11 protein-coding genes and 1 riboswitch are annotated in these 13,002 nt (G+C 62.5%); of the genes, 5 read left to right on the top strand and 6 right to left on the bottom strand.

Annotation, left to right across the window (positions count from 1 at the left end):
• Window positions 1-137: 137 nt before the first annotated feature.
• Entirely contained in the window at window positions 138-398 is a 261-nt protein-coding gene (locus ASD44_RS06495; protein WP_056109962.1) for a helix-turn-helix transcriptional regulator, read from the top strand.
• Window positions 399-446: 48 nt separating this feature from the next.
• Complete coding sequence (locus ASD44_RS06490; RefSeq protein ID WP_200946405.1) at window positions 447-2,174, top strand: SulP family inorganic anion transporter; 1,728 nt, start codon at window positions 447-449, stop codon at window positions 2,172-2,174.
• 491 nt (window positions 2,175-2,665) lie between these two features.
• On the opposite strand, the gene gcvP is transcribed toward ASD44_RS06490, so the two are convergent.
• From gcvP to groES, 6 genes are all read right to left on the bottom strand, one after another.
• Window positions 2,666-5,479, bottom strand: a complete 2,814-nt coding sequence (gcvP, locus tag ASD44_RS06485; protein WP_200946404.1) for an aminomethyl-transferring glycine dehydrogenase — start codon at window positions 5,477-5,479, stop codon at window positions 2,666-2,668.
• A gap of 13 nt (window positions 5,480-5,492) precedes the next feature.
• Window positions 5,493-5,861, bottom strand: coding sequence for a glycine cleavage system protein GcvH (gcvH, locus tag ASD44_RS06480; RefSeq protein WP_056109956.1), 369 nt, complete (start codon window positions 5,859-5,861; stop codon window positions 5,493-5,495).
• A 6-nt stretch (window positions 5,862-5,867) separates the two neighbouring features.
• The gene (gene gcvT / locus ASD44_RS06475; protein ID WP_056109954.1) at window positions 5,868-6,971 is read right to left on the bottom strand and encodes a glycine cleavage system aminomethyltransferase GcvT; all 1,104 of its coding nucleotides are present in this window, start codon (window positions 6,969-6,971) and stop codon (window positions 5,868-5,870) included.
• A 149-nt stretch (window positions 6,972-7,120) separates the two neighbouring features.
• Window positions 7,121-7,207: riboswitch (glycine riboswitch) on the bottom strand.
• 170 nt (window positions 7,208-7,377) lie between these two features.
• Window positions 7,378-7,557 (bottom strand): CsbD family protein, encoded by a 180-nt coding sequence (locus ASD44_RS06470; RefSeq protein ID WP_056109952.1) that lies wholly within the window; start codon window positions 7,555-7,557, stop codon window positions 7,378-7,380.
• 404 nt (window positions 7,558-7,961) lie between these two features.
• Entirely contained in the window at window positions 7,962-9,614 is a 1,653-nt protein-coding gene (gene groL / locus ASD44_RS06465) for a chaperonin GroEL (RefSeq protein WP_056109950.1), read from the bottom strand.
• Window positions 9,615-9,714: 100 nt separating this feature from the next.
• Window positions 9,715-10,011 (bottom strand): co-chaperone GroES, encoded by a 297-nt coding sequence (gene groES, locus ASD44_RS06460; protein WP_056100728.1) that lies wholly within the window; start codon window positions 10,009-10,011, stop codon window positions 9,715-9,717.
• Window positions 10,012-10,282: 271 nt separating this feature from the next.
• Here groES and ASD44_RS06455 point away from each other — a divergent pair, with 271 nt between their 5' ends.
• The 3 genes from ASD44_RS06455 (at window position 10,283) to ASD44_RS06445 (ending at window position 12,988) form a co-directional block, all read left to right on the top strand.
• The gene (locus tag ASD44_RS06455; RefSeq protein WP_156459797.1) at window positions 10,283-11,206 is read left to right on the top strand and encodes a bifunctional helix-turn-helix transcriptional regulator/GNAT family N-acetyltransferase; all 924 of its coding nucleotides are present in this window, start codon (window positions 10,283-10,285) and stop codon (window positions 11,204-11,206) included.
• A 124-nt stretch (window positions 11,207-11,330) separates the two neighbouring features.
• Window positions 11,331-11,810 carry a MarR family transcriptional regulator gene (locus tag ASD44_RS06450; protein WP_056109948.1) on the top strand — a complete coding sequence of 160 codons (480 nt, stop codon included), beginning with the start codon at window positions 11,331-11,333 and terminating at the stop codon, window positions 11,808-11,810.
• The gene (locus ASD44_RS06445) at window positions 11,807-12,988 is read left to right on the top strand and encodes an HlyD family secretion protein (protein WP_056109946.1); all 1,182 of its coding nucleotides are present in this window, start codon (window positions 11,807-11,809) and stop codon (window positions 12,986-12,988) included. The genes ASD44_RS06450 and ASD44_RS06445 overlap by 4 nt, the downstream gene beginning before the upstream one ends.
• Window positions 12,989-13,002: the final 14 nt, after the last annotated feature.

Raw genomic sequence — 13,002 nt, 5'->3', positions numbered from 1 at the left:
CGCGGAAGCACGTCGGTTCAGGTTCTGTTCATGGGGTCGCGGGCGGGTGACCCTCATTTTGGATAATCCATGAGAGATGATGTATTAAATATGATGATAGCTATATCATTCTTGAATATTGATAGGGAATCGGTAGAATGATCACGGCAGGACAGATGCGGGCCGCGCGTGCCTTGCTTCGGATCGACCAAAAAATGCTGGCAAAGCTGTCAGGCCTTTCGGTCCTGACTATCCAGCGAATGGAGGCGAGCGAAGGGACGGTGCGCGGGGTTGTCGATAGCCTAATGAAGGTCATCGAGGCATTGGACCGGGCCGGCGTGGAATTGATTGGCGATGGTGTGACGAGCGTTGGCGGTGGCCGTGGCGTTCGTCTGAAAGAGAATCTGCCGACCCGGTAATATCCAACGGGCAGGGGCCTTGTTCGCATCGCTGGAGAATGGATGGCGATGACGACTTCAAGGATGGGGCCAGCAAGAACGGTGGGCGGGCCGACTTTTTCCGAACTTTTCACGCCAAAGCTGGTCACCGTCCTGCGTGAGGGCTACTCATTCGCTCATTTCCGTTCGGACGCGCTTGCCGGTCTCACGGTCGCCATCGTGGCGCTTCCGCTTTCCATGGCAATTGCCATCGCTTCGGGCGGCACGCCGGCGCAGGGTTTGTACACGTCCATTTTCGGCGGGCTCGTGGTTTCGCTGCTGGGCGGAAGCCGTTTCCAGATCGGCGGACCTGCCGGCGCCTTCATCGTCCTTGTCGCGGGTACAGTGCAGCAGCACGGCATGCAAGGGCTTTTGCTGGCCACGATTCTTGCCGGTCTGATGCTGGTGGCAATCGGCCTCTTCCGGCTCGGCACCTATATCAAGTTCATTCCCTATCCCGTGACGGTGGGCTTCACTTCAGGCATCGCCTTGATTATTTTCTCAAGTCAGATCAAGGATTTGCTGGGACTTTCGCTGGCGGGGCCGGAACCGGGGCCGCTGCTCGAGAAACTGCCGGTTCTCTGGAGCGCGCTACCGAGCGTCAATATATCGGCTCTGCTTGTCTCGGCGGTCACCGTCGTCAGCATCGTGGCAGTGCGCCGCCTGCGGCCGCAATGGCCTGCCATGCTGATCGGGGTGGCGGCTGCTTCGGTGGTTACCGCGGCATTCGGGTTGCCGGTAGCGACGATCGGTACGCAGTTCGGCGGCATATCCAGCCATCTGCCGATGCCTGCACTGCCGGAATTCTCCATTGAAAAAGTGGTGGCGATTCTTCCGAATGCAGTGGCTTTTGCGCTTCTCGGCTCCATCGAGTCACTTCTGTCCGCCGTCGTGGCGGATGGCATGACTGGGCGCCGTCACCGGTCCAACTGCGAGCTGGTGGCGCAAGGCGTGGCCAATATTGTCTCCGCAATATTTCAAGGCATATGCGTAACCGGAACCATCGCCCGAACGGCAACCAATGTACGTGCAGGTGCGCATGGGCCTATCGCAGGGATCATGCACTCGGCGTTCCTGCTTGTATTCGTTCTCGTCGCGGCGCCTCTGGCCAGCTATATACCGCTCGCCGCCCTCGCGGGTGTCCTGGCCGTCGTGTGCTGGAATATGGTTGAGCGGCATGCCTTCGCCATGTTGCTGCGTGCCTCGGCAGGCGACGCGCTGGTGTTGCTGGCGACGTTCGGGCTGACCGTGTTTCGCGACCTCACGGAAGCCATCGTCGTGGGTTTCGCTCTAGGCTCAGTCCTGTTCATTCACCGCATGTCGAGAACGACGGCGATCGAGGTGGATTTGCCGCTCGTGCCGGAGGACAGGTCCGACACCGGAAACAGTGGTCGCCAGTCCTACGAGGAAGGGGCTGCCAGCGACCATGACGTGGTTGTCTACCGGATATCAGGGGCCTTCTTTTTCGGCGCAGCGGCGTCCATAGGCACGGTGCTGGATCGCATTTCCGACAGTCACAGGGCGCTTATCATCGATTTTTCGTCCGTGCCCTTCGTGGATTCGACGGCGGCGAACACGATCGAAGGTCTAGCCCACAAGGCGGGTCGACGCTCGGTGGGTGTGGTTCTCACGGGCACGACCCATGCAATTCGTCGCGACCTCCTGGCGTTCGGTATCAAACCGCCGCTGGTGTCCTTCGCCGACAGCATCGAAAGCGCCCGCGCAAAGGTCCGCAGGAAGCTCAAAAACCGCGCTTGATCCTCCATTTACGCTTTTCGATGCTCTTGCCGGCCAGCGCCTGGCGCCGTCAGGACACGGCGCTTACTAATCGCGTGACCAACAGTGCGTGCAATCCTCACACTTGATGTCCAGCGATCGGTAAAAATCAGCCGGAAGCGTTTTTGTCTTATCGTCCAGGCTAATGTAGTTGCAGCATTTGTCCTTGCAGTTCCTGCAATCCAGATCGCACCAATCGGGTACGAAGCAATTCGGCGATTTACTAGGAAACGAGCGGCAACATTCCGGCCGCGTGTCATATATCGAGCAGAGTTCGTCGGCGGTAAGAAACGGACATCTCATTATTGGCCCTTCTTGATTTCCGACTGCTCTACTGAACGATTTCCTTTTTGCCGATTAAAGAATTTTGACGAGATTGATGGCGGTTGGCAATAGATGCCATTTCAAACACTGATTATTGTGACCGAAAGACGAAGGGCAAGCCGCCGTTGCTTGCCCTGCTTTGTCCATCATCATTCCGCCGCGTCGGTATATTCCGAAACCGGCGGGCAGGAGCAGACGAGGTTGCGGTCGCCGGCGACATTGTCGATGCGAGACACCGGCGGCCAGTATTTGGCGGTCGTGTCCGGATCGCCGCCGGGGTAGGCGGCTTCAAGCCGCGAGTAGGGATGGCTCCACTCGCCCGCAAGCGCTTCGGCTGCGGTGTGCGGGGCATTGGCCAGTGGATTGTCGTCACGCGGCCATTCGCCCTTGCCGATCCTCTCGGCTTCACCAGCAATCGCGATCATGGCTTCGGCGAAGCGGTCCAGTTCGCGCTTCGGTTCGGATTCGGTCGGCTCGACCATCAGCGTTCCCGCCACCGGCCACGACATGGTCGGCGCGTGGAAGCCATAGTCGATCAGGCGCTTGGCGACATCTTCGACGGAGACGCCGGCGCTGTCCTTCAGCACGCGGGTGTCGAGGATGCATTCATGCGCGACGCGGCCGCTGGCGCCCTTATAGAGCACGGGGAAATACGCCTCCAGCCGTGCCACCAGATAGTTTGCGGACAGGATCGCCGTCTCGGTCGCCTGCTTCAGGCCTGACGCGCCCATCATGCGGATGTACATCCAGGTGATCGGCAGGATCGAGGCGCTGCCGAAGGGAGCCGCCGACACCGCATGAGCGGAGCCTTCCGTGACGTGCCCGGGCAGGTAGGGCTTCAGATGCGCCTTGACGCCGATCGGGCCGACGCCCGGTCCGCCGCCGCCATGCGGGATGCAGAACGTCTTGTGCAGGTTCATGTGGCAGACATCGGCTCCGATGTCGCCCGGCTGCGCGAGGCCGACCAGCGCGTTCAGGTTGGCGCCGTCGAAATAGACCTGGCCGCCATGGCTGTGGACGATCTCGCAGATGTCGCGCGCGCCGGGCTCGAACACGCCATAGGTGGACGGATAGGTGAACATCAGCGCGGCGAGGTCGCCGCCATGCTGGTCAGCCTTCGCCTTCAAATCGTCCATGTCGATGTTGCCGCCCTCGGTGCAGCGTACGACGACCACATCCATGCCCGCCATGGCAGCACTTGCCGGATTGGTGCCGTGCGCGGACGCCGGGATCAGGCAGATGGTGCGGTGGCCTTCGCCGCGCGCCTTGTGATAGGCGCGGATGGCGAGCAGTCCGGCATATTCGCCCTGGCTGCCGGCATTCGGCTGCAGGCTGACGCCGTCGAAGCCGGTGATTTCGGCCAACCAGGCTTCCAGTTCGGCGATCATGTCGCGATAGCCGGCGGAGTGCGCGGCGGGCGCGAAGGGGTGCATGTTGGCGATGCTCGGCCAGCTCACCGGCATCATTTCGGCGGCGGCATTGAGCTTCATCGTGCAGGAGCCAAGCGGGATCATCGCCCGGTCGAGCGCCAGATCCTTGTCCGCCAGCCGGCGCAGGAAGCGCATCATGTCGGTTTCGGAGCGGTTTTCATGAAAGACCGGCTGGGTGAGGAACTCCTTGCCGCGCGGCTTGCCGGGCAGGGTGCTTTGCGATGCTGCGCCCGGCTTTGCGTCAAACAGCGCGGCGAGCGCTTCGAGGTCGGCTTCGGTGGAGGTCTCGTCGAAGGCGACGCCGACATGGCCGGTATCGAGAACGCGGACCAGCCGGCCCGACCTTTCCGCCGCCGTGGCGATTTCGGACGCCTTGCCCTTTACCTCGACCGTCACCGTGTCGAAGCGGCTGGCGCCGAGCACCGTCACGCCTGAAGCCTTGAGCCCTCCGGCCAGCCGCGCTGCCAGTCCGTGGATGCGGGCGGCGATGGCCTGCAGGCCTTCCGGCCCGTGCCAGATGGCGTAGGAAACCGCCATGTTCGCCAGCAGCGCCTGCGCGGTGCAGATGTTGGACGTCGCCTTGTCGCGGCGGATGTGCTGCTCGCGCGTCTGCAGGGCGAGGCGATACCCGGGCCGGCGGTGGGCATCGACCGATTGGCCGACGAGACGGCCGGGCATGAGGCGGGTCAGCTTGTCGGAGACTGCGCAATAGGCCGCGTGCGGGCCGCCGAAACCCATCGGAACACCGAAGCGCTGCATCGGGCCGACGGCGATGTCGGCGCCGAGCGAGGCCGGCGTGTCGGTCAGCGTCAGCCCCAGCGGGTCAGCGGCGAAAATGACGATGACGCCGGCGGCGCGGGCCTTTTCGACGGCAGCCTTGTGATCGCCATAGACGCCGTTCGTATCCGGCCAGGAAACCAGAAGGGCGGCGGTGTTCTCATCGATGGCATCGCCATCGACCTCCATGCCGAGCGGTTCGGCGCGGGTGCGCAGGACATCCAGCGTCTGCGGATGCGCCGCGCCGGCCAGCGCCACCTTGCTGCGCTTCTCGCGATGATGGCGGAAGGCGATGCCGACCGCTTCGGCCACCGCCGTCGCCTCATCCAGCAGCGAAGCCGATGCGACCGGCAGGCCGGTCAATTCGGTCACCAGGGTCTGGAAATGGAACAGCAGCTCCAGCCGGCCCTGGCTGATCTCCGCCTGATAAGGGGTGTAGGCGGTGTACCAGGCCGGGTTTTCGAACAGGTTGCGCTGGATGACCGGCGGGACGTGCACGCCATGATAACCGGCGCCGATGAAGCTCTTCAGCACCGTGTTCCTCGCCATCTTCGCCGCAAGTTCGGCCAGCGCATCCGCCTCGGTCGCCGGTTCGGGCAGGTCGAGGGGGCGTTGCAGCCGGATCGACTTCGGCACGGCCTGCGAGATCAGCGTCTCGACCGAGGGCACGCCGATCGTCGCCAGCATGGCGCGGGTTTCGGCTGTGCCGGGGCCGATGTGGCGGGCGGAAAAGGGATAGGGTGCTGCGGTCATCACGTTTGTCCCGGTGTTAGCCGATATGGGCCTTGTAGCCTGCCTCATCGAGCAGGCCGTCGAGTTGGCCGGTGTCGGCCAGCTTCATCTTCCAGAGCCAGCCGTCGCCCGTGGCCGCGGAGTTGACCAGCGCGGGGTCGGAAGACAGCGTCTGGTTCGCCTCGACGATTTCGCCGTCGACCGGCGCATAGACATCGGACGCGGCCTTGACGGATTCGACGACCACGGCGGTGTCGCCTCGCGAGAGCGCCTTGCCGGCTTCCGGCAGCTCGACGAAGACCAGATCGCCGAGCTGTTCCTGCGCATAGTCGGTGATGCCGACGGTCGCGATATCGCCCTCGACGCGAATCCATTCATGGTCGGTGGTGAAATAGGTCTTGGCCATACGGACTTATCCTTTGTGATAACGATGAGGTGTGAAGGGCAGGGGGCTGATTTCCATCGGAATTTTCGTGCCGCGGACATCGGCGAACAGGCTGGTTCCGGCTTTCGCCAGCGGCGTTGAAACGTAGCCCATCGCGACCGGATGGCCTGCCGAGGGGCCGAAACCGCCGGAGGTGACTTCGCCGGCCGGATTGCCATCGGCGCCGAACAGGGCAGCGCCGGCGCGTACCGGCTGGCGGCCTTCCGGCTTCAGGCCGACGCGTTTGCGCTGTGCGCCGCGCTCGATGACGGCGCGCAAGGCGTCCGCGCCGATGAAGCTGCCGGATGCGCGGATGTCCTTGGGTATCGCCCACATGAGGCCGGCCTCGACCGGGTTGGTGTCGGGCGTTATGTCCTGGCCGTGCAGGCAAAGCCCGGCCTCGAGGCGAAGGCTGTCGCGGGCGGCGAGGCCGATCCACTGGACGCGCGGGTCCTTGAGCAGTTCGGCGACGAACGAATGCGCTTTCTCTTCGGGAAGCGCGATTTCGAAACCGTCCTCGCCCGTGTACCCGGATCGGCTGATGAAAGAGCCAAGCATCCGGTCCGCACCGGTCATGAATTTGAGAGATTCGGTCAAAACGCCGATGCGGGCGAGGGCTGCCGACGCGTGAGGCCCCTGGATTGCCAAAAAGACCCTATCAAGCGGCTTAATTTCGACGGACATATCTTCAGCCAGAGACCGCAAATGTTGTTCGTCTGTCTCGGCATTCCCTGCGTTCGCAACGACGAGGTATCTGTCCAGTCTGAGCCTCGTGACGATCAGATCGTCGATGATGCCAGCCTTGTCGTTCAGAAAGAACGTGTACTTGGACTGCTCAATGGCGAGAGCCTCGGGAGTGAAGGGGCAGGCCCGTGCCAGAAGTTTTGCCGCGTCGTCGCCGGAAACTTCGAAAAGCTTCATATGCGAAATATCGAACAGGCCAGCATGTTCGCGGGTGTGCTGGTGCTCCTTCATGACGCCCAGCGGATAGGTGAGCGGCATGGACCAGCCGGCAAAGCCGCCGAAACGCGCGCCGGCTGCCTTGTGCAAATCCTCGAGAGGAAGGGATTTCAGATTGTTTTCGCCCGTCATGTCTTCTCCAGAGTCGCACGCATCCAGCCGCTGAAGCGGCAGTCCGTGCCCCTCTGTCTGAAGCCTGAGAGACTCGCGCCCCGGAACTCTGTCGGCAGCGCTTACACCTTCGGCGCGGGGCGATCATGCCCCGACTTTCCAGAGTGTCTTTCCGATCTACGGTTCTTTTGCCTGAGAGATTTCGGGCGATTTCCCCTTCGGCGGCAGCTTTCGCTGCTCTCTCCCGCAAACCGGTGAGGCCGGTAAAAGCCCCTGACGAGTCGTCAATAGCCGATGGGCGACACCTTGTCACCTGCCAACGACCTTTTGTACGAGGATTGCGGCGTAGGGACCATGCGGGACGGAGACGGTCAGCAAAAGGGCGGCTTTCGCCGCCCTTGTCTGTCCGAGTATCGTCGCCGCAAAATCAGAGCGAGTCTTTCAGCTTCTGCTTTGCGTCGCCATAAGCCTTCTGAACCTTGCCGGACACCTTGTCCGCGATCCCTTCCGCCTGGGTCTTGCGGTTGCCGGTTGCCTTGCCGGCGGCTTCCTTGACCGAACCCTTGACCTGTTTGGCCACGCCCGACACCTGATCCTTATTCACCATTTCGCATCTCCTGGGGAAGGTTTCACGTCCGGAAGAACGGTTCGCGGCGGCATGGGTTCCGGCAGGCAATGGAAAAAAGGATTCGGTTTTCCGGACCATCTTCCCGCATTCGAGGGCTGAATCTCCGGGGCAAAATAAAAAACGCCCCTCACACCTTTTATCGTGCGGGGGGCGTCTTTTCGTCGTCTGCCTATCTTCCGGATTTCTCCTTCCGATCTGCTTTCGACAGTGGATAAATGCGTGAGAGCCGGAGGGGTTCCCGCAAATCCGATTTTTTCGGGATTTTTTCAGACCGCGGACATGCGGCGGCGTCCGCTTGAAGCAAAAAGGGCGGCATTGCTGCCGCCCTTTCCGTAGATGTTGCCTGAGAAGGGCTGTCCTCGGATCGAGGCCGAGGACGTGGATTAGAAATCCATGCCGCCCATGCCACCCATGCCGCCGGGCATTCCGCCCGGCATACCGCCGCCCGCGGACTCCTTCTTCGGAGCCTCGGCGATCATGGCTTCGGTGGTGACCAGCAGGCCGGCGACCGAGGCTGCGTCCTGAAGGGCGGTGCGGACAACCTTGACCGGATCGACGATACCCATGGCGATCATGTCGCCATATTCGCCGGTCTGGGCGTTGTAGCCGTAGGTGGCGCCCTTGTTCTCGAGGATCTTGCCCGCGACGATTGAGGCTTCGGCGCCTGCGTTCGACGCAATCTGGCGGCAAGGGGTCTGCAGAGCCTTGCGGACGATGTTGATGCCAGCGGCCTGGTCGGCGTTGACGCCGGTGACCTTGATCATCGAGGAAGCGCGCAGGAGGGCGACGCCGCCGCCTGCCACGATGCCTTCTTCAACAGCAGCGCGGGTCGCGTTCAGCGCGTCGTCGACGCGGTCCTTCTTTTCCTTGACTTCAACTTCCGTCGCGCCGCCGACGCGGATGACCGCAACACCGCCAGCCAGCTTGGCCAGACGCTCCTGCAGCTTCTCCTTGTCGTAGTCCGAGGTGGTCTCCTCGATCTGCTGCTTGATCTGGGCAACGCGGCCCTGGATCTCGGCCTTCTTGCCGGCGCCGTCGACGATGGTGGTGTTCTCCTTGGAGATCGACACCTTCTTGGCGCGGCCGAGCATGTTGAGGCCGACGTTCTCGAGCTTGATGCCGAGATCTTCCGAAATGACCTGGCCACCGGTGAGGATGGCGATGTCTTCCAGCATGGCCTTGCGGCGATCACCGAAGCCCGGCGCCTTGACGGCGGCGATCTTCAGGCCGCCGCGCAGCTTGTTGACGACGAGCGTGGCCAGAGCCTCGCCTTCGACGTCTTCCGAGATGATCAGCAGCGGCTTGGAGGTCTGCACGACGGCTTCGAGAACCGGCAGCATGGCCTGGAGGTTGGACAGCTTCTTCTCGTGGAGGAGGATGTAGACGTCCTCGAGATCGGCGACCATCTTGTCCGGGTTGGTGACGAAGTAGGGCGACAGGTAGCCGCGGTCGAACTGCATGCCTTCGACGACTTCCAGTTCGGTCTCGGCGGTCTTGGCTTCCTCGACGGTGATGACGCCCTCGTTGCCGACCTTCTGCATCGCCTCGGCGATCATCTTGCCGACCGACTCGTCGCCATTGGCCGAAATGGTGCCCACCTGGGCAACTTCGTCCGACGACTTGATCTTCTTGGCGGCCTTGCCGAGGTGACCGACGACTTCGGTTACAGCAAGGTCGATGCCGCGCTTCAGGTCCATCGGGTTCATGCCGGCGGCTACGTATTTGTGGCCTTCCTGCACGATCGCCTGGGCCAGGACCGTCGCGGTCGTGGTGCCGTCGCCGGCGATGTCATTGGTCTTCGAAGCGACTTCGCGGACCATCTGCGCGCCCATGTTCTCGAACTTGTCTTCAAGCTCGATTTCCTTGGCGACGGTGACGCCGTCCTTGGTGATGCGCGGGGCGCCGAACGACTTGTCGATGACGACGTTGCGGCCCTTGGGGCCGAGCGTGACCTTCACCGCGTCGGCGAGGATGTTGACGCCGCGGAGCATGCGCTCGCGGGCATCGCGGGAGAATTTAACGTCTTTAGCAGCCATTTTTGAATTCCTTCGGAATTGAGGCGGTAGGGAATGGGCGGTAGGCAGTCGGGGAGTGGCATCGATTGCCTACCGCCCACTGCCGATTGCCGAATTCAGATCAGCCGATGATGCCCATGATGTCGGATTCCTTCATGATCAGAAGGTCTTCGCCATTGAGCTTCACTTCGGTGCCGGACCACTTGCCGAACAACACGCGGTCGCCAGCCTTGACGTCCAGCGGAACCAGCTTGCCTGCTTCGTCACGAGCGCCCGAGCCGACGGCGACGATTTCGCCTTCCTGCGGCTTTTCCTTCGCCGTATCGGGGATGATGATGCCGCCGGCGGTCTTTGCTTCGGATTCGACGCGACGAACGACCACGCGGTCATGCAGCGGCCGGAATTTCGACTTTGCCATTTGATTTCCTCAGATGAAAAGATGAGAAACGATTTCCTCCGTCCGGTCGAACCGGACCTTGGTTAGCACTCATCTTGGGTGAGTGCTAACGTGGCGCTGAGATAGTCCCGCACCCGCGCGGAGTCAATAAGAACATCGAACGCAAGAATGGCGGGGCCGCGATTTTGGCGGGGAGCGGCCCAGTGTCATAGCGCACGTCCAGACCTCTACCGGCTATTTAGTTGACTCAGTCAAGTAAATAGCCGAGGATGGCGCCGTGAGGATAACCGTCATGAAAAACGATCCAGGCGATACCGTTGAGGCGGTTCGGGCTTTCAACCGCTTCTACACGCGGCAGATCGGACTGCTCGACGAGGGTTTGCTGAAGAGCCCGTTTTCGCTCAGCGAGGCGCGGGTTCTCTATGAGCTTGCCGGGCATCGGGGCCGAACGGCGACGGACCTCTCGCGGGACCTTGGTCTCGATGCCGGCTATCTCAGCCGCATGCTGAAGAAGTTCGAGGCGAGCGGGCTGATCGTGCGGGAAATTTCCGAAGCCGACGGCAGGCAGGCGGCGATAAACCTGACGGAAGCCGGGCAAGACGCTTTTGCGCCGCTCAACCGGTCTTCGCAGGAACAGGTCGAGGCACTGCTTTCGGGCCTGTCCGGCGAAAGGCGGTCCAGGCTGGTCGGGGCGATGCGAACGGTCGAGCGCCTGCTCAACCCAGCCGAGCCTGGCGAGCCTTATGTGTTGCGGCCCCTGCAGGTCGGCGACATCGGCTGGATCACCCGCAGGCAAGGCATGCTCTACGCGCAGGAATATGGCTGGGACGAGACTTATGAGGCGCTGGTCGCGGAAATCCTCGTCCAGTTCGTGAAATCCTACGACCCCGAGCACGAGCGGTGCTGGATCGCCGAACGCGAGGGCGAAGTCGTCGGCTCGGTGTTCGTCGTGCGCAAATCGGAAACTGTCGCCAAGCTCAGGCTTCTCTATGTGGAACCATCGGCGCGCGGGCTTGGCATCGGCAAGCGCCTGGTGGAGGAATGCATCGCGTTTGCGCGCTCGAAGGGATATGAGACGCTGACACTGTGGACCAATGATATTCTGGTCTCTGCCCGCCGCATCTATCAGGCGGCCGGGTTCGTGCTCGTGGACGAGGAAAAGCATAGCTCTTTCGGCAAGGACCTGGTCGGCCAGACCTGGGATCTGGCGCTTTAAGCCAGGCTGACGAAAGTGAGCCGGACGCGGATGCAGGCGATATGGCCCCAGGTCGCACATATTTTCAAAAATTTGTGCACTGCGGCATCTTGAATTGTGAGCACGCTCATAATATGTGCCGCTCATGGTTTCAGAAGGCGTAGATAGACTCGGGTTTCTCATCCACGACGTGCACCGTCTCATGCGCAAGCGTTTTGAGGCGCGCGCCGGCGAGAGTGGCCTTTCATCGGCGCAATGGCGTCTCATGGTGCGTGTCGCCAAGGAGGAAGGTGTCGCGCAGGCCAGACTTGCCGAACTGCTGGAAATCGAGCCGATCAGCGTCTCGCGTCTTATCGACCGGATGGAAGAGGGCGGCTGGATCGAGCGCCGCAGCGACGCCGCCGACCGGCGCGTGCGCACAATCTATCCAACCCAGAAGGCCAAGGATGCCTATGCCTACATCAAGGGCATAGCAGGCGAGGTCTATGAGCAATCCCTTGCCGGTCTGTCCGCCGGCGACAGGGCGGCCCTGGTCAAGGGGCTGACAACGATGGTGGACAATCTTGCCGACGGCGACCAGCCGTCGTGCGAGACCATTAAAAACTCGGAAAGTGCATCGGCATGAACGCGGTAGCCAAGATCGACGAAAACGCATCGAAGCTGGAGATGGAAGGGCAGCCGCCGGCGGCTGTGCCGATCGCCGTGGCGCCGCCTCCGCTCGACCCGGCGCCGCCAGCCAAGGGCAAGAAGAAGCGCGGCGGACGCTTTGCCCTCATGCTCGCCCTGCCGCTGCTGCTTGCCGTGGCGGGCGGCTATGTCTGGATAACCGGTGGCCGCTATCAGGAGACCGAAAACGCCAACCTTCGCCAGGCGCGGGTTTCCGTCGCCTCCGATGCGGCAGGCCGCATCATGGAAGTCGATGTGGCCGACAACCAGGCGGTGAAGAAGGGCGACGTGCTGTTCAAGATCGACGCGCAGCCATACCAGATCGCGCTGGCGCAGGCCGAAGCCGCCGTTGCGGGGGCCCGGGTCAGCGTCGAACAGTTGCGCGCGGCTTACGGCCAGGCGATTGCGCAGGAAAAGTCCGCCGCCAGCCAGGTGAAATACATGCAGTCACAGTATGACCGCGCCGCCGACCTCGCCCGCAAGGGCATCAACGCCAAGTCGTCGCTGGACGAGGCGCGGACCGATCTCGACAAGGCCAGGCAGGACGACGCTGTGGCCCTGCAGGGCATCGAGAGCGCCCGGGCTGCGCTCGGCGGCAATCCCGACATCAAGACAGACGATCATCCGACCGTGCTGGCGGCGCTGGCGGCCCGCGACAAGGCTGCCTACGACCTGGCGCAGACGACGGTGCGCGCGCCGGCGGACGGCGTCGTCTACCAGGCGTCGTCTTTCAAGGTCGGCCAGTTCGTTGGTGTCGGCACGCCTCTCTTTGCCTTGGTGGAAACCAGCGACAGCTGGATCGACGCCAACTTCAAGGAAACCCAGCTCACCAACATGAAGCCGGGGCAGAAGGCCGAAATCGTGCTGGATACCTATCCGGGCCGCACTTTTGAGGCGACCGTCCAGGCGATCGGGGCAGGCACCGGGGCGGAATTTTCGCTGCTGCCGGCCCAGAACGCCACCGGCAACTGGGTCAAGGTGACACAGCGCATTCCCGTTCGGCTCAAGATGGTCGACGAGGGCGCGGCCCTGGCCCTGCGCACGGGCATGAGCGCGACGGTCTCCGTCGATACCGAGGTGAGCCGCGGGCTGGGCAGCCTGTTCGGCGGTCATGCCGTCGCAGGCGAAGCCGAGTAAGCCAGCCCGAAAGC

Origin of the sequence: Mesorhizobium sp. Root554 (genome assembly GCF_001427025.1) — a bacterium.
Classification (GTDB): domain Bacteria; phylum Pseudomonadota; class Alphaproteobacteria; order Rhizobiales; family Rhizobiaceae; genus Mesorhizobium.
This window is presented reverse-complemented; position numbering and strand designations above follow the sequence as displayed.